Below are 25,068 nucleotides of genomic sequence, written 5' to 3' on the forward strand. Positions count from 1 at the left end.
GGGGCTGTCCGGGTAACGCCCATCGCGGACAAGCCGCGCCTGCGGGGCGGGGTTGTCCTGGTCATGCCCCGTCGCGCCCGGGTGCGCTCCTACGGGTGACCGCGGCAATCGCGTGGGCGGCGCGGCGATTCGTCCCGGGACGCGCGGGCCGCATCCACGTAGGAGCGCACCCGGGCGCGACGACGCTTCACCGCTAACCCCGCATCGCGCGCAAGCGCGCTCCTACTGGTGCCGGCCCACCATCGATCAACGCGTACGCGTCGCGCCGGTCTCCTTCACCGGTTCGCCGAGATGGGTCTTCAACCACTGCTCGCTCTCGGCCAGCATCTGCAGGATCGACTGCCGTGCGCGATACGCATGCGATTCGTTGGGCAGCAGCACCAGCCGCGCGGTGCCGCCCAGGCCCTTGATCGCGGCGAACATGCGCTCGCTCTGGATCGGGAAGGTGCCGGTGTTGTTGTCGTCCTGGCCGTGGATCAGCAGCAGCGGATCCTTGATCCTGTCGGCATAGTTGAACGGCGACATCGCCTGGTACACCGACTGCGCCTGCCAGTAGTTGCGCTCCTCGGCCTGGAAGCCGAACGGCGTCAGCGAGCGGTTGTAGGCGCCGCTGCGCGCGATGCCGGCCTTGAACAGTCGCGTGTGCGCAAGCAGGTTGGCGGTCATGAAGGCGCCATAGGAATGCCCGCCGATGGCGATGTGTTCGCGGTCGGTGACCCCGCGCCGCACCACTTCGTCCACCGCGGCCTGCGCATCGGCGACCAGCTGCGGCACGTAGGTGTCGTTGGGCTCGGCATCGCCCTCGCCGACGATCGGCATGGTCGGGTTGTTGAGCACCACATAGCCGATCGCCAGGAACGCCTGCGGGCCCCAGTAGCTGATCGCGTTGAAACGGTACGGCGAGTCGGTGACCTGGCTGGCGGTATCGGCACTCTTGAACTCGCCCGGGTAGGCCCACATCAGCAGCGGCCGCGGGCCGTCGCGCTTGGGGTCGTAACCGGGCGGCAGCAGCAGCGTGGCGGTGAGGTCCACGCCATCGGCGCGCTTGTAGCGGATCTGCTCCTTCTGCACGCCGCGCAACTGCGGCAGCGGGTGGGCGAAATGCGTCAACGCCCGCGGTGCAGGCGCTGCGTCGCCCAACGTCTGCACGACGTAGTTGGCCGGCTCCTCGGGCGATTCGCGGCTGAGCAGCAACTGCGTGCCCTGCGCGTCCAGCAACGCCAGCGGCGCGGAATAGCTCGGCGCCTGCGAATGGAACAGACGCGTGGCACGCTTGCTGCGCAGATCGAAGCGATCCACGAACGGGCGGTCGCCTTCCGGCGAAGCGCCCTTGCCGAGCAGGAACAGGCTGTTGCCGTCGGCGCCGGTCTGCAGCAGCGTGCGGCCCTTGCCGTCGGCCACGGTCGCCGGCGTGCCGGGATCGTTGTAGCGGTCCTGCGAGGAGCGGTCCCAGAGCAATTCGGGTGCGCGCTGTGGCTGGTCCGGCGCGATGCGCCACTGTTTGGTGCGGCGGGTCTTCCACCAGCTTTCGCTGAGGATGGCCAGATCGCCGCGGCCCCACTGGATGCCTTCATACCGGCTACCCAACCGTGCCAGCGTCACCGGCGCGCGCGCGAACGGCGCGGCCTGCATCAGCACCGCATCGCGGACCGTGCTCGCGCGGGCCGGATCACCGCCGTCCTGCGCCTCGGCCCAGACCAGCGTGGCCGGCGCATCGGCGCGCCAGGCGATATCGCGCACGCCGGTGGGCACCGCGTCGTTGCCGGTCGGCAGGCCTTCGACCAACGGCAGCTGGGCGATCTGCCGCACCAGCTTGCCCTGCAGGTCCAGCACCTCGATGCGGCGGGCGAAGTTGTCCACCGGCACCACATATGAAAACGGCCGTTGGGCGCGTTCGCTCAGGAGGTAGCGGCCATCCGGCGATACCGACAGGTTGAGATAGATGCCGGGCGTGGCGATCGGGCGCACCTGCCCGGTCACGCCGACGATGATGGGCTGGCCGGTGGCGTAGTACTCGAACACGCGTGCGTCGGCCTCGTTGCGCAGCAGGTCCTGGTAGGTCGGCAGCGAGCGCACGCCGGCCGCGGCACTGGTCTGCTGGATCGCCGGGCCGTCCGGGGTCGCGTCGCGCGCCGGTGGCGTGCCCTGCCCGGCCACCTGCTGTTGCAGCAACAGGCCGCTGCCATCGGGCAACCAGTGCAAGGCGTCGTCGACGCTGGTGTTCAAGCCGGCGACCAGGCGCCTGGCCTGCCCGGCCGCCACGTCCACCAGCCACAGTTCGTTGGCCCCGCTGGCCGCGTCCTCGCGGCGGAACGCCAGATAACGCTGATCCGGCGACCAGCTCACCGTGGCCAGCGCCAACGGCGTCGGCAGCCCGGTGATCTGCCGCTCGCTGCCATCGGCCACCGACAGCAGCCACAGCTTGTCGGCAAAGGCAAACCGGCTGCTGGCAACCGTCTTGGGATGGATGCGCAGGCCGGCCAGCTTGAGCTCGGGCTGGGCCACTTCGGCGATGTCCGGCAATGCAGGCAACTGCACCATCGCGCCCAGATCGCGTTTGGGCGACAGGTGCAGCAGCGGTGCGCGCGGGGCATCCACCACCGCCTGCAGCGCCTTGGAGGGCAACTGGTAGCCGGTGCTTGCCGCCGCGGCAGGCTGGGCGGCCGGTGCGACGGCTGCCGCTGCAGCCAGTGGTGTTGCGCTCAGCGCCAGCGCGCCGACCAGGACCCATCGCTGCCGCCGCCTGCCGTGCCGTGCATCGGGTATCGCCTGCATTGTCCATCCCCAGTGTCGATCGACTCCGGACCATAGCAGCCGCCCGCGCACCGCTCCCCCTGCCGTTGGTTGGGTGCACACCAATTCATGCCGGAGGGGGGTGCTGCCGATATAATCGATGCTCTCGTCGAGGGGCGCTGCGACCGGTATGGCGGACTGATCTGCCTACTGCACCACAGGTGCAGGAAACTACGGCCAGGCTCGACCAGCATTCATCGTTCAACGGCGCCCGGAACTGCAGACATTTGTTTGCCTACCGGAGCTATTGCATGAACGCTGTCGCAAAAACCGTCGCGCAGACGGACTACAAGATCGCCGATCTTTCCCTGGCCGATTGGGGCCGCAAGGAACTGGACATCGCCGAGCACGAGATGCCAGGCCTGATGTCGATCCGCCGCAAGCATGCGCAGACCAAGCCGCTGAAGGATGTCCGCATCACCGGCTCGCTGCACATGACCATCCAGACCGCGGTGCTGATCGAAACGCTCAAGGACATCGGCGCCAACGTGCGCTGGGCCTCGTGCAACATCTTCTCCACCCAGGACCACGCGGCCGCCGCGATCGCCGCCTCCGGCACGCCGGTGTTCGCCTGGAAGGGCGAGACGCTGGAAGAGTACTGGGACTGCACCCTGGACGCGCTGACCTTCACCCTGCCCGACGGCACCCAGACCGGCCCGGAGCTGGTGGTGGACGACGGCGGCGACGTCACCCTGCTGATCCACAAGGGCTATGAGCTCGAAAACGGCAGCACCTGGGTCGACGAGCCGGCCTCCTCGCACGAGGAAGGCGTGATCAAGGCGCTGCTCAAGCGCGTGGCCGTCGAGCGTCCGGGTTACTGGACCCGTGTGGTCAAGGACTGGAAGGGCGTCTCCGAAGAGACCACCACCGGCGTGCACCGTCTGTACCAGATCGCCGAAGCCGGCAAGCTGCTGATCCCGGCCATCAACGTCAACGACTCGGTCACCAAGAGCAAGTTCGACAACCTCTACGGCTGCCGCGAGTCGCTGGCCGATGGCCTCAAGCGCGCGATGGACGTGATGCTGGCCGGCAAGGTTGCGGTGGTCTGCGGCTATGGCGACGTCGGCAAGGGCAGTGCCGCCTCGCTGCGTGCCTACGGTGCCCGCGTGATCGTCACCGAGATCGACCCGATCTGCGCCTTGCAGGCGTCGATGGAAGGCTTCGAGGTCAACACCATCGAATCCACCCTGGGCCGCGGCGACATCTATGTCACCACCACCGGCAACAAGGACATCATCACCGTCGAGCACCTGCAGGCGATGAAGGACCAGGCCATCGTCTGCAACATCGGCCACTTCGACAACGAGATCCAGGTCGATGCGCTGAATGCGTTGAAGGGCGTGGAGAAGATCAACATCAAGCCGCAGGTCGACAAGTATGTGTTCGCCAACGGCAATGCAATCTTCCTGCTGGCCGACGGCCGCCTGGTAAACCTGGGCTGCGCCACCGGCCACCCGAGCTTTGTGATGTCCAACTCGTTCGCCAACCAGACCCTGGCGCAGATCGACCTGTGGGAAAAGCGCGACAGCTACGAGAAGAAGGTCTACATCCTGCCCAAGCACCTGGACGAGGAAGTCGCGCGTCTGCATCTGGAAAAGATCGGCGTCAAGCTGACCACCCTGACCAAGGACCAGGCCGAGTATCTCGGCGTGGACGTGGCCGGACCGTACAAGCCGGATCATTACCGCTACTGATCAGCCGAGCGGTTGATTGCCCGGATGTCACCGCTTGAACAGGACGGGCGCCGCAAGGCGCCCGTTTTCTTTGCAGGATGCTGGATGGCCCCGCGTGCAAGCGGCCCCACATGGCGACCAATCTGCGTTCGCGCCATGAGGCATCCACATGCATCGCATGGATGCAACGTCTCGAGCAAGACACCATGGAGTCCAGCACGCCGGGCAGCCTTGCCGTCGGCGTGCCAGCCGTTGCCGTATGCGATACTCGGCCAAGGCTTGCGGCTTACCTGCATGGCAGCAAGACTGGTCAACCACTACGTAACACCCATCGTCAAAAGGAACCAACATGGGCGGCTTCAGCATCTGGCACTGGATCATCATTCTTTTCTTTTTTTGCAGTATCGCTGCGGTCATCAGCCTGATCGTATGGATCGCAAAGCGCGCGTCGCGCAAATCGACTGGGGCAACGACAGGGTCAGCAGCGCCAAAGAGCGCTCAAGCCAGACTGCTGGAGCTGGACACGCTGAGGTCGCAGCAGTTGATCACGGATGCGGAGTACCAACAGCGCCGCAGCCATATCCTCAGCGAGATCTGAGCAGCGGCTGCAACGCATGAACCATGTTTCCGCTGTCCTGGATCAACATGTCCATGTGATCTGCGACAGTGCCATGCGCCAGACATTGCAGATGCGCGGCAGTTCGATGCAAGACCGCATCAGTCTGAGCTTCAAGGGCTCTGAAGAACTTGCCGAAATCCTCAGCCTGCTGCAATCAGTGCAGATTCCCTTTGCCGACACACCTGCGGGCTGGCCGCCTGCAGCCGTCTTCGCGCAGCTCAGGGATCAGGGACTGGTGCAAGGCGCAATCACTACTGTCGCATGGGTCGCCCCGGACATGCCCGTGCTCGGCGTCGGCTAGCACGCATCTGCGCCAGGGTTGCCGGCAGCTGATCCGGTGCAATCCACGTAATGTCGCGCTGCGGCAAGTCCGAAAACTGCAGACGCAGCTCGGCTCTGCAGTCGCACCTGCAGCTACGTTTATGCTCGACCAAAGCAAGCGCCCGCAGTGGCGAGCGGCACCGCACCGCCACGCCTGAGTTCAAGAGCAGCGCTGCGTTCCCCGCCGCGCGGAAGAATTGCAGACACGCCGTGGCTATCCGCCCGCTACGGCCGCCAGTTCGCATTGCGTTCCCAGAACGCAACGCTGCGCCGGTACGCGTCGCGGTCCAGTGCCACACCGGAGCCGCCCTCGTCCACGCCCAGTGCGTTGCGCAGCATGGTGATGGGCGCCATCGGAATTTCTTCCGGCTCGGTGGTGTAGAGGCAACCGACCACACCCCAATCGGCGTCGATCGGCGCGCCCTCCCTGGCCAGCTGATCGCGGCTGTAGAGGATCGGCAGCAAGTACGTCGCCACCGGCGGCTCCACCCCTTCGAACCAACGCACCAGCACCGGCAACTCCTGCGTGCTGCGTGCCTCGTAGCCGGAGCGCAGCTGGTGGCGGTTGTCGTCGGTGATCGGCGCAGTGAGGCAGCGCGTCGAGGTCCAGTTGCGGTGCACATGCAGCTGGCAGAACGGCGCATAGCCTGCGATCACGCGCACCGGCGTTTCTTCGTTGAGCCGCTGGATGAACTGCTCGGGCGTGCAATCCTGGATGGCGTTGCGACGACCATCGCGGGGAAACAGTCGGGTGCGGGCGAACGGTGTGAGAACGATGGACATGAGCGTGGTCGGATGGCGAAGGACGCCAGGGTAGCCTGCCGCCCTGCGGCGCGACCACTTACCAGATCAGATCGTCCGGCACCTTGAACTGGCTGTAATAGTCGTCGTCGCTGTCCGGCGCCGCTGGCGTGCTGCTACGGCCATGGTCCAGCACCACAGCGTCCGCATCGCGGCTGTAGACCTTGTCGGCGGCGGCGCGCGGAATCAGCTCGAAGCCATCGCCATGCCGCACGATCACCAGCGCGCCGCTGGCCAGCTGGCTGCGGAGCGCAGTGTTGACCAGCACGCTGCGGATGACGCTGCCGTCGTTGAAGCGGTAGTCGATCTCGCCCTCACGCTTGATCTTGTTGGTCTCCACGATCTGCCGGACCTGGGCCAGCAGTTCCTGCCGCCGCAGCTGCACCTTGCGCTCCTCGGCCAGTGCGCGATCACGCTCGGCGCGCTCGGCCTGCAGGCGCGCTGCATCCACCTTGTCGGCATCTGCGGGCAATGCCGCCCCGCCCTTGGCATGACGTTGCTTGACCTGCTCACGCGCCACCTTGTCCACCTGGGCCTTCTTGACCAGCCCGGCCTTGAGCAGTTGTTCTTGCAATGGATTACGCATGGGAAGGATCGGCAATGAACTGGCCGCTAGTTTAGCGCGCCCGGCACCCGGCTTCCGCGAGCTCCCGGCCGAAACCAAGCGCGGCGCCGCTCGCCACTGTGCTGCATTGTGCGACCGGCCACCCTGTTGCCGCCGAACGCCGTGCGCAGTTCAGGGGTCCATTGCATTGAATACGTATGCACAACACCGATGTTGCGTCGCGATGCACGCTTAGCATCACCGCGCGCTGCACGCCGTGCGCGCGCTCTCCGGAACAGGGGCCGGAGGCCTTGCCGCGGGCAGCGTGATGCACACGCCGGCCTGCGCCTACCACTGGAGAACCACCCGATGCGCACCACACCTGCCCACTCTCCAACCTCGGCCCTGCAGCGCGGCGCCCGCGCATTGCTCACCGCGCTGGCCTTGCTGCTGATGACAGCCAACGTCCAGGCCGATGTCATCCTGCATGCCTTCAACTGGCCGTATGCCACCGTGGAAGCGCGCGCCAGGCAGATTGCCGATGCCGGGTATCGCAAGGTCCTGGTTGCGCCGGCGTACCGCTCCGAAGGCAGCGCCTGGTGGGCGCGCTACCAGCCGCAGGACATCCGCCTGATCGACAACCCGCTCGGCGACACCATCGCCTTCAGGCGCATGGTGCAGGCATTGGCCAACAACGGCGTGGAAACCTATGCCGATGTCGTGCTCAACCACATGGCCAACGAGGCGGCGACACGTTCGGACCTCAATTACCCCGGCAGCGCCGTGCTCGCGCAATATGCTGCAGATCCGGGCCGTTACGATACGTTGCGCCTGTTCGGCACCTTGCAATCGAACTTGCTGAGCGCCAGCGATTTCGGCCCGGCGCAGTGCATCACCAACTACAACGACGCCTATCAGGTGCGCAATTACCGCATCTGCGGTGGCGGCAGCGATCCGGGCCTGCCGGATCTGCTCGGCAATGAGTGGGTGGTGCAACAACAGCGCGCCTATCTGCAGGCACTCAAGGGCCTGGGCGTTACCGGCTTCCGGGTCGACGCGGCCAAGCATATGTCCTTCGACCACCTCAACCGCGTGTTCGATGCCGGCATCCGCTCCGGCGTGTATGTGTTCGGCGAAGTCATCACCGGCGGCGGCACCGGTAACGGCGATCACGATCAATTCCTGGCACCGTATCTGCAATCCACACCGCATGCGGCCTACGACTTCCCGCTGTTCAACGCGGTCCGCAATGCATTCGCCATTGGCGCGAGCCTGCAGCAGCTGGTGGATCCGGCATCCACCGGGCAGGCCTTGCCGGGCAATCGCGCGGTGACCTTCGCCGTCACCCACGACATCCCCAACAATGCCGGCTTCCGTTACGCCATCCTCGACCCGGTCGATGAGACGCTGGCATATGTGTATCTGATCGGCCGCAACGGTGGCATGCCGATGATCTACACCGACAACAACGAAAGCGGCGACAACCGCTGGGTCAACGCCTACCAGCGCGAGGATCTGCGTCGCATGATCGGCTTCCACAACGGCATGCAGGGCACCGACATGCAGATGCTGTCGTCCAGCGCCTGCCATATCCTGTTCCGTCGTGGCAGCCTGGGCATCGTTGGCATCAACAAGTGCGGCAATCCGATCACCACCACGGTGGGCATGAACAACAGCGTGTTGTACTGGAATGCCGACTACACCGATGCGCTGGGCTCCGGCAACGTGGTCCGCATCACCGGCAGCTCCCACACCTTTACGCTGCCGGCGCGTGGCGCGCGCATGTGGCGTCGCTGAGCGATCGCCACGGTCGTTGAATCGGCCGCACGCAGGTGACCGTTGACCGGGCAGGTAAGCATTCGCACGCCTGTGCAGCACCGCGTCACCAGCGGCTCGATACGCGGCCTGCGCCGCAGCATGCGCGCGCAGGCCGCGTGCTTTCAGGCATCGGCATGCGGCATGGCGGGCGGTCGTGCCGCAGCTGTCGCCTTTGTATCCAGTGGCCATCAACACAAACTTGGACAGGCGCTGAACCAAACCGGCACGGAGAGTTTGTTGGTGCAACGAATCCTGCTGCGCCCCGGACCTATGTGGCAGCCCGATGCACGCCGTTGTCGTCTGCAGGCAGGCGTGCCGAGTGCAGCGAAGGGCGTTGCCAGATCATCTGGACAACGCTCTCGATCGCCGAACAATCGAGCAACCGGAGCAAGCCGATGCCTCTGTACTTCGTCCGCCATGGCGAGTCGCTCGCCAACGAGCAGAACTATTTTGCCGGTGCGCAGGATTCGCCGCTGACGCCACTGGGCCGCCGACAGGCCCGGCAGGCAGCCGACTTCGTTCGACAACGCGGGCTGCGTTTCGACCAGGTGCATGTCTCGACGCTCGAACGCGCCCAGGCCACCGCGGCGATCATCCTGGAAGGCGTCCGCGACGCACCGCAGGTGCTGTACAGCGATGCGCTGAAGGAGCGCGACTTCGGCATTTTCGCCGGCAAGAACAAGACGCTGATCAAGAAGTCGATCGGCCATGGCCTCTTCGATGCCTGTTTTCATGATGCCGATGGTGCACCGCCTGACGGCGAGCACTGGATGGACATGTACGCGCGTTGCAAGCACTACTACGACACGGTGCTGGCACCGCTGGACCGCCAGGGCAAGCAGGTGCTGGTGGTGGCGCACAAGTACATCGTCGAAGTGTTCGCATTGATCGCCTCGGGCCTGCCGCCCGCCGAGTACATCGACTTCCGGCTGCCCAATTCGCGCCCGTTGTCGTGGGAGGAGCTCAAGCGCATGACCGCGCACAGTTCCTCGCGTCTTAACTACCTGGGCGAGCAGACCGAAATCCATTTGCTGCAATGGATGCTGATCGCCGCCGTGGCCGGCTTTGCGCTGTCGTGCATGGGCCTCGCACTACCGCATGGCCTGATCTCCACCATCATCGTGGCGCTGCTGGCGGTGAATGCGTTCTTCCTGTCGGTCCGTATCGAACCGGGTGCGTTGCGCCTGACCGGAGGACCGGAGAACCTCGCATTGAGCGTGGTCAGTGCGGCACGCGCCGGGCTGGCCATGGTGCTGCTCACGCAGTCGCATAACGAATGGGTGCATGTCCTCGGCTTGCTGCTGATCGTGCCACCAGCGCTGTCGGTGCCCACCTTCTCGCTTGCGCGCGGCGGCGATTATTTCTTTGCGGCGCGCTACACGCTGGTGCTGTCGATCGTGTTGCCGGTTGCATTGCTGTTGCTGTTCCTGGATCACCACGAAGTGCTGGGCAATGCGCATGCACTGGAACGCTTCTTCGTGGTGTTGCTGATCGCGCTGGCGGCGCCGTCCCTGCTGGCACAGGGCTGGCGACGTGCGCGGCCGATCGCAGCCGGCAAACTGGCCACCAACTGGGGCTGGGCGGGCTCGCTGACGATGGTGCCGCTGGCCTTGCTGGTGGGGCTGCAAGCGGGTGGCAGGCCGTTGGCAGACGCCCTGCGGCATGGGGGTTGGCAGGCATGGGCCGCCTTGCTGCTGCCGTTTGCGCTGCTGCTGGCCTGCCGCCTGGGCAGCGCAGCGTATCTGTCCGCCTACCAGCGCGTGACGGGCAAGGCCGTATCCGCGGCGATCGCCTCGGACATCCACCTGCTGCAGACCTCGCCGAACATCTTCCTGTGGCTGAGCCTGTTGCTGCCCGGCACGTTCGCACATGCACCCACGCTGGTTGCCGGCACGCTGCTGGGCTTTTTCGCCTTTGCGCTACTGGACGAGACATGGGTGGTACGGCGCTTCCGTGCGCAGATCACTCCCGCACTGCGCCAGCACGCTGCGCGCACTGCGACGCGTGCCAGGCCGCTGGATGCGAGCGGCGTGGCAGCTGGCACCGTGGCGCTGGACAGCAGGTAGGAGCGCAGGCACCAGGCACATCGCTGCATGCGCCTGGTGCCGTGTCATTGCCCGGGTCGTCGAGACCTCAGTCGGGGTGTTGCGCACAGCGCACTTCCATTCAACGCCATGCTGGAACGCGAGCGATGCCGCGCCGACTTACCAGGCAAACGGCGCGGTGACCTTGCGCGCGCCGAGCATGAACGCATCGGCCACATGCACGAACGGGGTGACGTCCACCTCCGACTCGCCGGCACGCACCAACTGCACGAAACGGCGGTACAAACCGTCGTACTCGCCGGCCGCCTCCACTGGCTGCGGCTGGCCATTGATGCTCAGCCTGGCGCCGCCCTCGCTGAGCATGAGCAGGCCATCGGTGGTGTCCACTTCGATATCCCAGCGCTGATGGCCGGTCTGCAGGAAGTCGAATTCTGCCGTCACCGGCACACCGGCGGTATCGACAAAGCCGAGCCTGGCGTACAGCGGTGCCTGACGGTTCTCCGGTGTGTGCAGCTCTGCCTCGCGCAGCGCGAAGGGGCGCGGCAACAGATGCGTGACGATGGACAGCGCGTTGATGCCGGGATCGAACACGCCCATGCCGCCCGGCTCCAGAATCCAGTCCTGGCCCGGATGCCAATGGCGGATGTCTTCCTTCCAGGTGATATGCGCGCGCAGGATCTGCTTGTCGGCCAGCCACGCCCGCGCAGGCGCCACCGCGGCGGCGCAGCGCGAATGCCAGCTGGTGAACAGGCTGCGTTGCGCGCGCTGCGCCAATGCGCGCAGGTCGTCGATCTCGGCCAGGGTGGCGGCCGGGGGTTTTTCCAGGAACACATGGCGCCCGGCCGCCAGCGCGGCCTGTGCCTGCGCATGCCGCCCCACCGGTGGCGTGCACAGCGCGACCGCTTCAATCTGTGGATGCGCAGCGAAGGCCTCTTCCAGGGTGTGATAGGCCGGCACGCCGTCGACCGTGCCATGCCGGCTCACGGTGGCCACCAGCTGCACATCGGCGCGCGCGGCGATGGTGGGCACGTGCTGGTCGCGGGCGATCTTGCCGATGCCGACAAGGGCAATGCGCAATGCGTCTGGATGCTTCATCGAAACCTTCGGGCTGATGGTGAAGTGGCGGGACCCGCGATCGCCCGTTTCAGGCGCTTGTACACGGACACTGCGGCAGCGGCGCGATGCACAAGCGCACGCAACGGCGCAGTGTACGGTCAGGCCGCGGTTCGCTGCGAGACATCGCTCCTGCTTGTTTTGCTATACCTGCGGCGCCCGGCGGCCGTGCAAGGGCGGCCATTGCGGCAACAAGCGAAGCTGCAACGGCGCACCCCGGCCTGCGACCGGGTTACGGCGACGATTACTACGCCGCGTTCGTCATCGATCCCGATGGGCACCACCTCGAAGCGGTGGTCGACACGCCTGCATGACCTGCCGTGGCAGCCACGCCGGCTGCAGACAGCTGCCTGGACGCGCATTGCGATGCGCTGGCCGGCAACCTCACGCTGCGACAGTCCGCGCCACCTGCCCGACACGCACGCGCCTGTCAGGCAGGCCGCCGCATGCACTCACATCTCCAGCACGACCTTGCCCAGGTGGCTGCCCTGCTCCAGATAGCGGTGCGCTGCAGCGGCTTCGCTGAGCGGGAAGCGCTTGTCGAGCAGCACGCGCAGCTTGCCCTGCGCGATCCACGGCCACACCACGCGCTCCACTTCCGCAGCCAGGCGCGCCTTCTCGTCGGCACTGCGCGGGCGCAGCGTCGAGCCGGTGAGGATGGCCTGCTTGCGCATCAGCAACGGAATCGGTACCTCGATGGTCGAGCCGGCCTGCGAGGCGATGTAGACGATACGTCCGCGCGGATTGAGCGCCTCCAGGGTGTCGGCGAATACTGCAGCGCCCACCATGTCCAGCGACACATCCACCCCGCCGTGCGCCTTGGCCACGGTGACAAAGGATTCGGTGGTGGAGTCGATCGCCACATCGGCGCCCAGCTCGCGTGCCTGCGCCGCCTTGCCCGCCGAACGCGCGGTGGCCAGCACATGCGCACCGGCGGCCTTGGCCATCTGGATCGCCGTCACCCCGATCCCAGAGGTGGCGCCGTGCAGCAGCAGCCATTCCCCGGCGGCGAGCCGGCCATGCTCGAACAGGTTGGCGTACGCGGTAAAGACGGTTTCCGGCAGCGCCGCGGCATGCGCCATCTCCATGCCGGCCGGAATCGGCAGCACATGCCGCGCATCGACCGCTGCGTATTGCGCGTAACCGCCACCGCCCAGCAGTGCACATACCCGATCGCCCACCTTCCAGCGGCCGGCCGGCTCCACGATCTCCCCGGCGATTTCCAGCCCGAGCGTCTGCGGTGCGCCGGGCGGCGGCGGATAGTGGCCGGCACGCTGGAGCAGATCGGGACGATTGATGCCGGCCGCATGCACGCGGATCAGCACCTGCCCCGGCGCGGGGCGGGGACGCGGCTGCTCGTCGGGGTAAAGCGCATCCGCATCGCCCTTGCCATCGCGGATGGCGATTGCGGTCATCGTGGTATCGCTCATGCGCAGCACTCCGTAGAAAGTGCGCCCAGTGTAGGGATCCCTGCGTCAAGGCATGGCGCACGCCCGGTCGCGACACCTCACCCACGCGCGGCGCGACCCCACTCTCAACCAACGCAGGGCGAGCGACTACGCGATGGCCGGCGCACGCGTTGAAGCGGTGTTGCAACGGACGCACGCCACCGCTGATGCCAGTCCGGGTGCGCCGCTGTGCGGCGACTGCCCGCAGGCCCGCAGACCGGGCCGTCATCCGTTGCCGGCAAGCGCATCGCAAGACCACACCGCATCAGCACGCGCGCCTGCATTGCAGAGGCACGTGGCAACGCATCACTGCGCGCTGGGCGCGGCGTCCTGGTCGATTGTACTGGCGAATCGCCTCGAACACCTTGGAGGTGCCGTCATCCTGATCCGACGGCAGGCGGGTGGCGAAGTGCCTCAGCAACTTGTCGCCATCCACGCCGGGTTGCTCGGCCAGGGCAAGCGCCAGATCACCGACGCTGCGTGCCAACGCAACCCAGATGCGGCCCAGCGATTCGGCGATGACATCCATTTGCTGTTCTTGCATGTCGCGCTCCGATCAAGTGGCCTGGGGACTGGAGCTTAGCGTGTACGCCGCACCCCGAGACTGGCGCCCGAAGCGGCCCCAACCCTGTCGCACATGGCGCAGGCATGCACGAGTTCCCCGAGGCAGCCGCATCCAGGACACCCGCAACCAAATATGCATTCATCGCGATGAAGCGATATTATGCCGGCACGATCCGCCGGACCCGCCGCGATGACGCCTCTCAGTTTCGAGTTCTACCCGCCCAAGACCGACGACCAGCGCGCACAGCTGGACCGCACGGCGGCCAGGTTGAAGGGCTACGCGCCGGAATACGTCTCGTGCACCTTCGGCGCCGGCGGCTCCACGCTCAGCTACACCTCCGAGACGGTGCGCCACCTCAAGCAGAAGCACGGTTTCGAGGCCGCCCCGCACCTGTCCTGCGTCGGCGGCAGCCGCCAGGAGATCCGCGAGCTGCTCAAGCTGTATCGCGCGATCGGCTGTACCCGCATCGTCGCCCTGCGCGGCGACCTGCCCTCGGGCATGGGCCATCCGGGCGACCTGCGCTATGCCTCGGACCTGATCGCCTTCATCCGCGCCGAGCATGGCGATGCGTTCCGGATCGAGGTCGGTGCGTATCCGGAAACCCATCCGCAGGCGACCGACGCACTGAGCGATCTGCGTTACTTCAAGGCCAAGGTGGATGCCGGCGCCGATGCCGCAATCACCCAGTATTTTTACAACGCCGATGCGTACTTTCATTTCCGCGACACGGTGCAGCGCATGGGCGTGGAGATCCCGATCATCCCCGGCATCATGCCGATCTCCAATTTCTCGCAGCTGCGGCGCTTTTCCGAGCAATGCGGCGCGGAAATTCCGCGCTGGATCGGCAAGAAGATGCAGTCCTTCGGCGACGATGCCGAGGCGGTGCGCGCCTTCGGTGCGGAAGTGGTGGCCACCGTGTGCGAGCGCCTGATCGCCGGTGGCGCGCCTGCCCTGCACTTCTACACGCTCAACCTGGCCAAGCCGACCACGCAGGTGCTGCAGCTGCTCGGGCGCTGAGCCACGCCAGCGATGCCATGCCATGCTGGCTGTCTGTGCGGGCACGGCACCGGCAGGCGCGCGTGATGCGCAAGCGCCGTACAGGCTACCGCTGTCTTGGCACGTTGCGCGCCGGCTCACGCACGGCCCGTTACGCTGCGTCGATGCCCCGCCTCCTGCTGCCGTTGCTGCTGCTGTCCTGCCTTTGCCCGGCCATGCGCGGGCAGGCGCAGGAGATCCGCCGCTGCGTGACAGCAGACGGGCAGACCATGTTCACCGACCGCCGCTGCGAAGATGTCGGCGCCGCGGCGCGCCCGCCGCCGGCCACGCGCACGCAGGGCACTACCGGCCTGTCTGGCTACGGCTGCCCGCGCCGGTTGAGCGAACTGGTGTCGTTGCTGCAACTGGCGGTGGACAGCCGCGACGTCAACCGGCTCTCCAGCCTGTACCTGTGGAGCGGCCAGTCCGACGCGGCCGCCAGCCAGGTACTGAGCCGGCTGGAAGCCATCGTGCAACGCCCGTTGCTGGATATCGTCCCGATGTACCCGCAACGCGATCCGCCAACCTGGCAAGCCGATGCGAACACATCGGCGGCGGCTCCATCACTGGACGGCAGTGCGACCGACACCCTACTCCCGGCACCCCCGGGCCGCCCACGCCCCTGGGGCCTGCGCCTGGAGCAGAATCTCGCCAGCGGCACGCCCGCGCGCAGCGTGTTGCGGCTGCGTCGGCAGTACAACTGCTTCTGGGTGACGTTCTAGCGCAACGCCCGCCTTGACGGACGCCGGCGGATCGCAGTGGCGAAGTATCTGCGTGGGTTGCAAAGGTAAGCAGCGCATCGGCTGCGAGAACCCTTCGGACCACATGCCTCATCTGCAGGCTACGCGGCGAGCCGGTCCATGATCTGGCTAGCCGCCTGCTGCGGGTCCAGCCCGGCGCTGTCGATCACCCAATGCGGCTCGGTCCATGCCACGTAGTCATGCACGAGCACGGAGGACCAATCCGGCATGCGCAATCCAGGCACCTCGCTCTGCCGCGATTCCACGCGCTGCCGATGCATCTTGCGATCGCTGCACACTACTTCGATCTCCAGCAGGCGGCTGCGTGTGCGGCGCGCCACATCACGCCACGCCTCACGGGTGACCGGCAGTGGGTTCACGCAATCGGCGACCACCACGTGACCCGGCCGCAGATTGGCCGCGGCAAGCGCATAGGCGGTCATGTAGCCGGCTGGTCCGACGTCGTTGGCGAGTGCACCACTTTCGCGCAGTGACTGCTCGATCGTATCGATACGCAAATAAAACGCAGTGCAGTGCGTCAGCAGCGCCTGAGCAATGGAACTCTTGCCGACACCGGGCAATCCGCCCAACACCACCAAGGTCGCTGACGGCGCAGTCACTGCGGCCACAGCGCGCGAATCGCCGCGATGCCCTGCGCGCCATGCGCACGTGCCGCGCGCAGGTCGTCGACCTGCATGCCCCCGAGTGCGTAGATCGGCAAGGAGACCTGCTCGCGCAAGCGTTCGAACCCCTCCCATCCCAGGGGTGTCGCACCCGGATGCGATGCAGTCGCCTGCACCGGCCCCAGCACCGCGAAATCGCAGCCCAGACGCTGGGCGTGGCGCAGATCCTCCAACCCATGACACGAGGCGGCAACCGGGTGTTCGGCCGGCAACGGGCGCTCCTGCAGGCTGGCCAATTGCTCCGCGCCCAGGTGCACGCCGATGCCGAGTTCGCCGGCCAGTGCGATGTCGCGGTTGAGCAGCAGCTGCGCGCGCGTACGGCCGCGCAGGCGCAGCACCTGTTGCAGCAACACCTGCCAGCGTGCCGGTTCGGCCTGCCGCGCACGTAGCTGGATGCGCGTGATGCCGTCCTGCAGCGCACGCTCCAGGCCTTCCAGCCACAACGCGTCATCGTCCGGCTCGGGCGTGATCAGATAGCGGTCGGGCTGGCGCAGCACGCCGACCACCGGCACGTCGGCCGGCGGCATCGAATACCGGGTCAGCTTGTCTGCGGCCACCCAGGTCATTGCCTGGCCTTCGCGGCCGCGCGGGCTGCCCTTCCAGGCGGTGATGTGGCGCACTTCCAGGCGCAGCCGCTTGTCCGGATATAGCTGCGGCACGTCCATCAACCACTCGCCGACCTGCGCCTCGATACCGAGCTCTTCATTGAGTTCGCGCACCAGGGCCTGTTCGGAGGTTTCGCCGGGTTCGCGCTTGCCGCCCGGAAATTCCCACAGGCCGGGCATGTCGCGGGTTTCGGTGCGGCGGGTCAGCAGGATGCGGCCGCGGGCGTCGGTGATCACGCCGGCGACGACGTGGATGGATCTCAGAGAATCGGGCATGGGCACAAGAGTGCCGTGAGTGAGCGGTTCAGCGCAATCGCTTGAGGGCGGGGATTGGAGATTCGGGAATCGGGAATCGTTTGAAGCACGCACCATGCCCGCCTTTGCAACTCCCCATTCCCCATTCCCGATTCCCGATTCACGTCTACAGTGGATGGCCGATGCGCCAGAGCACTCCGCTGGGATCGTGCAGGGTGAAATCGCGTGCGCCCCATGGCCGGTCTTCCGGCACGCTGCAGGTCACTGCGAACTGCGCGTCCAGGCCGGTATCGTGCACGTGCTGCCACCAGCTGTCGGCATCGTCCACCCACAGGTGCAGCATCAGGTTCTCGGCCAGCTCGCGCAGGTAGAAATCCTGCAGCAGGAATGCGCAATGCGTGCCATGCCGGAAGCAGGTCACATTGCCCACCTCGTCCTCCTGCACGAAGCCCAGCGCGCGATAGAACCGCTGCGACAGCGCGTAGTCGCGTGCAGGCACGAACACCTTCAGTTGCTGGCTCGACAGCTGCGACATGACGCACTCCCCCGTGGGACGTGGATCGAGCATACGCCCCGCAGTGTCGCAGGCGGAAAAGCCTGCGTGCAGCAGGCATGGTTGCCACCGGCGCGCGATGGACAAGCGTGGGGCGAACCGCGCCAAGCCCAGGCTCACCAGGACAGCGCCCATCGAGCTGGTCGAACGCTCCTGGCGTCTATGCCACGGGTTGCAGACCGTGCCTGGCAACCACGCAAGCCAAGCCGTTGGCAGGGACTAGGCGGAGAGTTGGAAAAAGCGTGAGATTCAGTGGGGTCATTGCACCCCGCCACCCACATTCCACGCCTGAGTATCAGCAGCTCCAACGAATCCCTCCGTCAGCAGAGCCCCCTTGGTAAGGGGGCGCGCCAACGGCGCGGGGATCGGAAGCAAGGACCGTGCACCAGGCGTCCGCTACGCGGACGCCTGGTGTGCAGCCCGCCAGGCGGGCTGCACCACGGTCAACTCAGCTCAGCTGAGTTGACCGTGACAGTGCTTGTACTTCTTGCCACTGCCGCAGGGGCATGGATCGTTACGGCCCACCTTGGGCTCGTCGCGGGTTACCTGCGACACCGGCACCGGGGCGTTGCCGCCCTGCATCTGTTCCACTTCCTCGTCGGCACCGTAGCCGCCGGCGTCCTGATGCTGGAACTGCGAGGCCATCAGCCGCGCCTGCGCCTGCAGGCGTTCCTGCTCTTCCAGCTCGGCCACTTCCTCCTCGCTGCGGATGCGCACGCGCGCCAGCAGGTTGATCACTTCGCGCTTGACGTTCTCTAGCATCTCGGAGAACAGCTCGAAGGCTTCCTTCTTGTATTCCTGCTTGGGCTGCTTCTGCGCATACCCGCGCAGATAGATGCCCTGGCGCAGGTAATCCATCTTGGCCAGATGCTCCTTCCAGCCCTGGTCCAGCACGGTCAGCATCACGTGCTTCTCCAAGGCGCGCATGGTGTCGCTGCCCACCGCCACTTCCTTCTCGGCAAAGTGCGCATCCACCGCCGCCTGCACCTTGGCCGCAATCTGCTCGGCGTCCAGTTCTTCCTGCGTGCGTGCCATCTCGCTCAACGCCAGCGGCATGCCCAGCTCCGATTCCAGCGTGGCTTCCAGCCCCTTCAGGTCCCACTGCTCGTCGACCGAATTGGGCGGCACGAAGCGCGCGACCAGGTCGTAGATCACATCGCCACGGATGCCGTCGACGTTGTCCTTGACCGATTCGGCATCCAGCAATTCATCGCGCTGGGCGTAGATCACCTTGCGCTGATCGTTGTTGACGTCGTCGAAATCCAGCAGGTTCTTGCGGATGTCGAAGTTGTGCGCCTCCACCTTGCGCTGGGCCTTTTCGATCTGCCGGCTGACCAGGCGGTCTTCGATGACGTCGTCTTCCTTCATGCCCATCATGCGCATCGCCTTCTGGACCCAGTCCGAGGCGAAGATGCGCATCAGGTTGTCTTCCAGCGACAGGTAGAAGCGCGAGGAACCCGGGTCGCCCTGACGACCGGCACGGCCGCGCAGCTGGTTGTCGATACGCCGCGATTCGTGCCGCTCGGTACCGATGATGTGCAAGCCGCCGGCCGCCTTGACCGCGTCGTGGCGACGCTGCCATTCGGTCTTGGCCGCAAGGCGCTGCTCGTCGCTGATGTCCTCGCCCATGGCATGCAGTTCGGTTTCCAGCGAACCGCCCAGCACGATGTCGGTACCGCGACCGGCCATGTTGGTGGCGATGGTCACCGCGCCCGGCTGGCCGGCGTTGGCCACGATGGTGGCTTCGCGCTCGTGCTGCTTGGCGTTGAGCACCTCGTGCTTGACCCCGGCCTTGCGCAGGTGCTCGGACAGCATCTCCGAGGTCTCGATCGAGGTGGTCCCCACCAGCACCGGCTGGCCACGCTTGGCGCAGTCTTCGATGTCGGCCAGCACCGCGTTGAACTTGCCCTTGCGGTTGAGGAACACCTGGTCCGGATGGTCCTTGCGCACGGTCGGGCGGTTGGTCGGGATCACCACCACTTCCAGGCCGTAGATGCTCTGGAATTCGTAGGCTTCGGTATCGGCCGTACCGGTCATGCCGGACAGCTTCTTGTACATGCGGAACAGGTTCTGGAAGGTGATGCTGGCCAGCGTCTGGTTCTCGCGCTGCACCGGCACGCCTTCCTTGGCCTCGACCGCCTGATGCAGGCCGTCGGACCAGCGACGCCCGGACAGGGTGCGGCCGGTGAATTCGTCGACGATGACCACTTCGCCATCGCGCACGATGTAGTCCACGTCGCGCTGGTAGATCGCATGCGCGCGCAGCGCGGCATTGAGGTGATGCACCACGCTCAGGTTCTGCGCGGCATACAGGCCGTCCTCGGCATTCTCGAGAATGCCGGCCTGCATCAGCAATTCTTCGGCGTGGCCCATGCCCGCCTCGGACAGATGCACCTGCTTGCCCTTCTCGTCGATCCAGTAATCGCCCTCGCCCTCTTCGCTTTCCTGCCGGGTCAGCTGCGGCACGATGCGGTTGACGCGGATGTACAGCTCCGGCGATTCGTCGGCCGGGCCGGAGATGATCAGCGGGGTGCGCGCCTCATCGATCAGGATCGAGTCGACTTCGTCGACGATCGCGTAATGCAGGTTGCGCTGGTAGCGGTCGGCCCTGGACAGCGCCATGTTGTCGCGCAGGTAATCGAAGCCGAACTCGTTATTGGTGCCGTAGGTGATGTCGCTGCCATAGGCCTCGCGCTTGTCGCTGTGCGGCATGCCCGGATACACCACGCCCACGCTCAGGCCCAGCCAGTTGTACAACTTGCCCATCTGCGCGGCGTCGCGTCGGGCCAGGTAGTCATTGACCGTGACCACATGCACGCCCTCGCCCTGCAGCGCGTTGAGGTACACCGGCAGCGTGGCCACCAGGGTCTTGCCTTCACCGGTGCGCATCTCGGCGATCTTGCCCAGGTGCAGCACCATGCCGCCGATCAGCTGCACGTCGTAATGGCGCATGCCGAGCACGCGGCGGCTGGCCTCGCGGCACACCGCAAAGGCTTCGGGAAGAATCTTGTCCAGGGACTCGCCGGCGGCAAGTCGCTGCTTGAACTCCGGGGTCTTGGCTTGCAGCTCGGCGTCGGAGAGCTTCTCGATCGTCGGCTCCAGCGCATTGATCTGGGTGACGAGGCGGTTGAGCTGGCGCAGCTGGCGTTCGTTACGACTGCCAAAGACACGGGTAAGCAGACTGTTGATCATTGAAGAAACCGGTTGAAAAGGAACGGTTTGACCGACGCCGGTCCCCAAGACCCGGCCGCCGTAAACGAAACAGGGCGCACTGCGCCCTGTCGATGGCAACACCCTATTGTAGCTTGGGGCGGGCCTTCACGAATCAAGCACCACCCGCGCCGTCGTCAACCGCGCCCGCGGCGGCCCACCGGCGTATTGGTATCGCCGAGGAACTTGCGCGGATTGACCACCCGCCCGTCCGCCCACACTTCGAAATGCACGTGCGCGCCGGTGGAGCGGCCACTGGAGCCGGCCCTGGCCACCTGCTGGCCGGCGCGGACCAGATCGCCCACCTTCACCACCAGGCGCGAGTTGTGTGCATAGCGGGTCACGTAGCCGTTGCCGTGGTCCACTTCCACCACGTTGCCGTAGCCGCCGCGCACGCCGGCGTAGCTGACCACGCCATCGGCGACCGACATCACCGGGTCGCCCACGTTGGCGTGGAAGTCCACCCCCTTGTGGAAGGCCGAGCCGCCGTCGAACGGATCGGCGCGGCCGCCGAAGCCGGAGGTGATGTAGGTGTTGCGGATCGGCATCCGCGAGGGCACCGAATTCTGTTCGAGCTGATGATCGAACATCAGCGTGGCCAGCACGTTCAGTTGCTGGCCGGAGGCGGAGAACTGCTGTTCGACCTGCCCTAGCGTCTGCTTGAGCGATTCGACCGGCATGTCGCTGACCGGCTCATCGCCGCCACCGACGCCGACCGGCGCGTCGAAGTCGAACTCGCCGTCCTTCAGCTTGCCCATTTCGGTCAGCCGCTCGCCCAGTGCATTGAGACGGGTGGCCTGCGCCTGCAGCTCGCCCATGCGCGCGGCCAGTGCGTTGACCTGCGCCTGCGAGGCGCGCTGCGCCTGGGCCAGCTCGGCCTGCTGCCGGGCAACCTTGGCCTGCAACGCGGAATTGGTCACCATGCCCGTGGCGGTGCTGGCACCGATGCCGATCAACATGCCCAGCCCAAGCACGGCACCGAGGACTACCATCGGTCGATCCGCAGCGAAGCCCTGGAACTGCCGGGCCAACCGTTGCGCCCGGGTTTCGCGAGATTTGATTACAACTTTCTTCAACGCCATATGAGTGTCATGTCCAAGCCCAAGTCCAACGCACGCAACCCTTCCGTCCCACAACCGGCCATCGAGGCCGCGTTGGGTGAAAAGGCTGGCGACCCCTTGCGCCGCGCCTTGTGGCTCGATGCGCTGGACCGGCAGTTGCGCCCCCTGTTACCGCCTCATCTGGCCACCCGTTGCCGGCTGGCCAATGTCAGAGACGAACAGCTGGTTTTTCTGGTTGATTCACCTGTCTGGCATGCCAAGTTGCGACTTGCCGAGACCCAATTACTGGATGCCGCCCGATCCATCGGACTGAAGGCCACCGCAGTGACCATCAAGACCACCACCACCCCGCTGCATTCCCCAACGCAGCAGAATCGCGAGCGTCCACGTCCTGTGTCGGAGGCCACGCACCGAGGTCTGCGCGATGCGCTGGCCTCCCTGCAGGACGTTCCACCCACCAAACGGTGAGTCGGTGCGGCCTGTTACGCGACGGCCATCGCGGCGTGAAAGAGTTGCGAAGGCCGCGCACGACCCGACGCATCCTAGCGGGCCTGGGCCGCGCAGGAGTTAGAGAAGTCTTAAATAAAAGTTAAGAACGGGCCGTAAATCCGACGCAGTTCACACTTCGAACGCCGATTACGGCATTCCCCGACATCAGGCGTAGACGGGGCTGGCGTAGGTGACCGGTGGCTGCACGCTGCCCTCGGGGAAGCTGACCCATTCCCAGGCGGCCTGATCCGCCAGCAGCGCGCGCACCAGCTTGTTGTTGAGCGCGTGGCCGGATTTGAAACCTTCGTAGGCGCCCAGGATGGCGCCGCCGGCCAGATACAGGTCGCCGATCGCGTCCAGGATCTTGTGCCGCACGAATTCGTTGGTGTAGCGCAGGCCGTCCTCGTTGAGCACGCGGAACTCGTCCAGCACGATGGCATTGTCCATCGACCCGCCCAGGCCCAGATTGCGCTCGCGCATGTACTCGAGATCACGCATGAAACCGAAGGTCCGGGCGCGCGAGATTTCCTTGACGTAGGCCGAGGTGGAGAACTCGATTTCCTGGCGCGACTGCTTGGCCGGGATCATCGGGTGGTTGAATTCGATGGTGAAGCCGAGCCTGTAGCCTTCGTACGGCTCGAAGCGCGCGACCTTGTCGCCTTCGCGCACTTCCACCGTCTGCTTGATGCGGATGAAGCGCTTGGCCTTGTTCTGCTCGACGATGCCTGCCGATTGCAGCAGGAACACGAACGGGCCGGACGAACCGTCCATGATCGGCAACTCGGCCGAGGACAGTTCGACGATGACGTTGTCCACACCCAGGCCGGCCAGTGCCGACATCAGGTGCTCGACGGTCTGGATCTTGGCGCCATTGCAGGTCAGGCCGGTGCACAGCGTGGTCTCGGTGACCAGTTCGGCATCGGCGGGGACTTCGACGATCGGCTCCAGGTCCACACGCCGGAACACCACGCCATGATCGACGGGAGCCGGTCGTAGCGTCATGTACACCTTGTCGCCACTGTGCAGGCCGACGCCGGTGGCGCGAATGGTGTTCTTGAGAGTGCGTTGCTGGGTCATATGCGAAGTCTGGATGAACAATGCAGACAGACGCTGAACCGGCTGTCTAATCCGTAGAGATTATCCGAATTTTAACAAGCCGCGCGTGACGGGAACTGTAATTCCCGGGTCACGCAACTGCAAAAGCTGCCGGATCGTGGCCGATCCGGCAGAAAGGACATGGCACAGCATCCCCGGGGCGAACCCCGGGGCGGGACGGACCGCGCCGCCGCAGCGACGCGGCCGACGCTCCTCAGTCGGCCTGGCGGCGCAGGAACGCCGGGATATCCAGGTAGTCGTTGGGCAGGTCTGCAGCCGGCGCAACGGAACCGCCGCCGTTGTTGCTACCGCTGCTGCTGCCGACCGAGTCGCTGCTCGGACGACGCAGGCCCAGGCCCATGCTGCCGCCGACGGCCTTGGACACCGCATCGCCGCCGCTGGTGTCGAAATCGCCGAACTCCGGCTGGCCGGTGGTGGCGTTGCGTACCAGCTTGATCGGCGCGCGCTGGTCCGGGCGCTGGGTCTGGCGGGCAACCGCACGGTTCAGGCCAGTGGCCACCACGGTGACGCGCACTTCGTCCTGCATGTCCGGGTCAAGCACGGTGCCGACGACCACGGTCGCATCTTCCGAGGCGAACGCCTCGATGGTGCGGCCGATCTCGTCGAACTCGGACATGGTGAAGTCCGGGCCGGCGGTGATGTTGACAAGGATGCCGTTGGCACCGGCCAGGTTGACGTCGTCCAGCAGCGGGTTCTGGATGGCGGCTTCGGCAGCGGCCTGCGCGCGATCGTCGCCGCGTGCCGAACCGGTACCCATCATGGCCAGGCCCATTTCCGACATCACGGTGCGCACGTCGGCGAAGTCGACGTTGATCAGGCCCGGACGCACGATCAGGTCGGCGATGCCCTGCACGGCGCCCTGCAGCACGTCGTTGGCAGCGCGGAAGGCCTGGATCATGGTGGCGTTGCGGCCGAGCACGGTGATCAGCTTTTCATTGGGGATGGTGATCAGCGAGTCGCAATGCTGGCTCAGTTCCTCGATGCCCTTCAGCGCGACCTGCATGCGGCGGCGGCCTTCGAACGGGAACGGCTTGGTGACCACGGCAACGGTGAGGATGCCCATTTCCTTGGCCAGCTGTGCAACGACTGGCGCCGCGCCGGTGCCGGTGCCGCCGCCCATGCCGGCGGTGATGAACACCATGTCCGCACCCTGCAGTGCGTCCATGATGCGCTCGCGATCTTCCAGCGCAGCCTGGCGGCCGACTTCCGGATTGGCGCCGGCGCCCAGGCCCTTGGTCACGTTGGTGCCGAGCTGCAGCTGCAGCTTGGCGCCGCAGTTCTTGATCGCCTGCGAGTCGGTGTTGGCGGTGATGAACTCCACGCCATCGACATTGGTGTTGACCATGTGCGCGACCGCGTTGCCGCCGCCGCCGCCCACGCCAACGACCTTGATGACCGCGTTGGGAGCCATTTTTTCAATCAGTTCGAAATGTGCCATGTCAGTGTCCTCTTTAGATGCCGTGAATGGGGAATCGGGAATGGGGAATCGGATTGCTCCGTTCGCCAGCCCAACACCCGCATGTCGGCGAATGTTGTTGTTTGAATGCCGGGAATGGGGAGTTGGGAATGGGGAATCGCAAC

At 65.9% G+C, this 25,068-nt stretch carries 21 protein-coding genes, 1 pseudogene and 1 riboswitch; of the genes and pseudogenes, 9 read left to right on the forward strand and 13 right to left on the reverse strand.

Annotation, left to right across the window (positions count from 1 at the left end; all coding sequences use genetic code 11):
* Positions 1-246: 246 nt before the first annotated feature.
* Positions 247-2,775, reverse strand: coding sequence for a prolyl oligopeptidase family serine peptidase (locus EO139_RS10600; RefSeq protein WP_126970524.1), 2,529 nt, complete (start codon positions 2,773-2,775; stop codon positions 247-249).
* 123 nt (positions 2,776-2,898) lie between these two features.
* A riboswitch (S-adenosyl-L-homocysteine riboswitch) is annotated at positions 2,899-3,013 on the forward strand.
* Between the two features lie 31 nt (positions 3,014-3,044).
* On the opposite strand from EO139_RS10600, the gene ahcY reads away from it, so the two are divergent.
* From ahcY to EO139_RS10615, 3 genes are all read left to right on the forward strand, one after another.
* The gene (gene ahcY / locus EO139_RS10605; protein WP_115676125.1) at positions 3,045-4,487 is read left to right on the forward strand and encodes an adenosylhomocysteinase; all 1,443 of its coding nucleotides are present in this window, start codon (positions 3,045-3,047) and stop codon (positions 4,485-4,487) included.
* Between the two features lie 328 nt (positions 4,488-4,815).
* Entirely contained in the window at positions 4,816-5,064 is a 249-nt protein-coding gene (locus tag EO139_RS10610) for a hypothetical protein (RefSeq protein WP_104584590.1), read from the forward strand.
* Between the two features lie 16 nt (positions 5,065-5,080).
* Positions 5,081-5,386, forward strand: coding sequence for a hypothetical protein (locus EO139_RS10615; protein ID WP_126970526.1), 306 nt, complete (start codon positions 5,081-5,083; stop codon positions 5,384-5,386).
* Positions 5,387-5,631: 245 nt separating this feature from the next.
* Here EO139_RS10615 and EO139_RS10620 read toward each other — a convergent pair whose 3' ends face one another.
* Both EO139_RS10620 and EO139_RS10625 read right to left on the reverse strand, forming a co-directional pair.
* A complete protein-coding gene (locus EO139_RS10620) occupies positions 5,632-6,189 on the reverse strand; it encodes a DUF3228 family protein (RefSeq protein ID WP_104649676.1) in 558 nt (185 codons plus the stop codon).
* Between the two features lie 58 nt (positions 6,190-6,247).
* Entirely contained in the window at positions 6,248-6,793 is a 546-nt protein-coding gene (locus tag EO139_RS10625; RefSeq protein WP_126970528.1) for a DUF2058 domain-containing protein, read from the reverse strand.
* Between the two features lie 384 nt (positions 6,794-7,177).
* Between EO139_RS10625 and EO139_RS10630 the strand changes: the two genes are divergently transcribed.
* Positions 7,178-8,548, forward strand: coding sequence for an alpha-amylase family protein (locus EO139_RS10630; RefSeq protein WP_206515139.1), 1,371 nt, complete (start codon positions 7,178-7,180; stop codon positions 8,546-8,548).
* Positions 8,549-8,964: 416 nt separating this feature from the next.
* Complete coding sequence (locus tag EO139_RS21695) at positions 8,965-10,635, forward strand: histidine phosphatase family protein (RefSeq protein WP_241235947.1); 1,671 nt, start codon at positions 8,965-8,967, stop codon at positions 10,633-10,635.
* Between the two features lie 138 nt (positions 10,636-10,773).
* On the opposite strand, the gene EO139_RS10645 is transcribed toward EO139_RS21695, so the two are convergent.
* Positions 10,774-11,709 carry a Gfo/Idh/MocA family oxidoreductase gene (locus EO139_RS10645; RefSeq protein WP_104584583.1) on the reverse strand — a complete coding sequence of 312 codons (936 nt, stop codon included), beginning with the start codon at positions 11,707-11,709 and terminating at the stop codon, positions 10,774-10,776.
* 233 nt (positions 11,710-11,942) lie between these two features.
* Between EO139_RS10645 and EO139_RS21820 the strand changes: the two are divergent.
* Positions 11,943-12,041, forward strand: a pseudogene (locus tag EO139_RS21820) (VOC family protein); the annotation flags it as partial.
* A gap of 138 nt (positions 12,042-12,179) precedes the next feature.
* Here the strand turns inward: EO139_RS21820 and EO139_RS10655 are convergent.
* The gene (locus tag EO139_RS10655; RefSeq protein ID WP_115676120.1) at positions 12,180-13,157 is read right to left on the reverse strand and encodes an NAD(P)H-quinone oxidoreductase; all 978 of its coding nucleotides are present in this window, start codon (positions 13,155-13,157) and stop codon (positions 12,180-12,182) included.
* Between the two features lie 283 nt (positions 13,158-13,440).
* The gene (locus EO139_RS10660; RefSeq protein WP_241235948.1) at positions 13,441-13,719 is read right to left on the reverse strand and encodes a hypothetical protein; all 279 of its coding nucleotides are present in this window, start codon (positions 13,717-13,719) and stop codon (positions 13,441-13,443) included.
* Positions 13,720-13,929: 210 nt separating this feature from the next.
* Between EO139_RS10660 and metF the strand changes: the two genes are divergently transcribed.
* Both metF and EO139_RS10670 read left to right on the forward strand, forming a co-directional pair.
* Complete coding sequence (metF, locus tag EO139_RS10665; protein ID WP_126970534.1) at positions 13,930-14,757, forward strand: methylenetetrahydrofolate reductase [NAD(P)H]; 828 nt, start codon at positions 13,930-13,932, stop codon at positions 14,755-14,757.
* A gap of 143 nt (positions 14,758-14,900) precedes the next feature.
* Complete coding sequence (locus EO139_RS10670; RefSeq protein ID WP_126970536.1) at positions 14,901-15,497, forward strand: hypothetical protein; 597 nt, start codon at positions 14,901-14,903, stop codon at positions 15,495-15,497.
* 119 nt (positions 15,498-15,616) lie between these two features.
* Here the strand turns inward: EO139_RS10670 and EO139_RS10675 are convergent, their stop codons facing one another.
* From EO139_RS10675 to EO139_RS10695, 5 genes are all read right to left on the reverse strand, one after another.
* Complete coding sequence (locus tag EO139_RS10675; RefSeq protein WP_126970538.1) at positions 15,617-16,135, reverse strand: AAA family ATPase; 519 nt, start codon at positions 16,133-16,135, stop codon at positions 15,617-15,619.
* Positions 16,132-17,079, reverse strand: a complete 948-nt coding sequence (locus EO139_RS10680; RefSeq protein WP_126944406.1) for a Nudix family hydrolase — start codon at positions 17,077-17,079, stop codon at positions 16,132-16,134. The genes EO139_RS10675 and EO139_RS10680 overlap by 4 nt, the downstream gene beginning before the upstream one ends.
* A 145-nt stretch (positions 17,080-17,224) precedes the next feature.
* On the reverse strand, positions 17,225-17,593 hold the full coding sequence (locus EO139_RS10685; RefSeq protein WP_126946183.1) for a VOC family protein: 369 nt from the start codon (positions 17,591-17,593) through the stop codon (positions 17,225-17,227).
* Positions 17,594-18,064: 471 nt separating this feature from the next.
* A complete protein-coding gene (gene secA / locus EO139_RS10690) occupies positions 18,065-20,803 on the reverse strand; it encodes a preprotein translocase subunit SecA (protein WP_104584574.1) in 2,739 nt (912 codons plus the stop codon).
* A 155-nt stretch (positions 20,804-20,958) separates the two neighbouring features.
* A complete protein-coding gene (locus EO139_RS10695) occupies positions 20,959-21,903 on the reverse strand; it encodes a M23 family metallopeptidase (RefSeq protein WP_104649684.1) in 945 nt (314 codons plus the stop codon).
* Here EO139_RS10695 and EO139_RS10700 point away from each other — a divergent pair, their 5' ends adjacent.
* On the forward strand, positions 21,904-22,350 hold the full coding sequence (locus tag EO139_RS10700; RefSeq protein WP_104543326.1) for a DUF721 domain-containing protein: 447 nt from the start codon (positions 21,904-21,906) through the stop codon (positions 22,348-22,350).
* Between the two features lie 186 nt (positions 22,351-22,536).
* On the opposite strand, the gene lpxC is transcribed toward EO139_RS10700, so the two are convergent.
* Positions 22,537-23,448, reverse strand: a complete 912-nt coding sequence (lpxC, locus tag EO139_RS10705; RefSeq protein ID WP_126970540.1) for a UDP-3-O-acyl-N-acetylglucosamine deacetylase — start codon at positions 23,446-23,448, stop codon at positions 22,537-22,539.
* A gap of 232 nt (positions 23,449-23,680) precedes the next feature.
* On the reverse strand, positions 23,681-24,925 hold the full coding sequence (ftsZ, locus tag EO139_RS10710; protein ID WP_126970542.1) for a cell division protein FtsZ: 1,245 nt from the start codon (positions 24,923-24,925) through the stop codon (positions 23,681-23,683).
* Positions 24,926-25,068: the final 143 nt, after the last annotated feature.

Origin of the sequence: Xanthomonas sp. BRIP62411 (assembly GCF_003993525.1) — a bacterium.
GTDB classification, from domain to species: Bacteria; Pseudomonadota; Gammaproteobacteria; order Xanthomonadales; family Xanthomonadaceae; genus Xanthomonas; species Xanthomonas euroxanthea.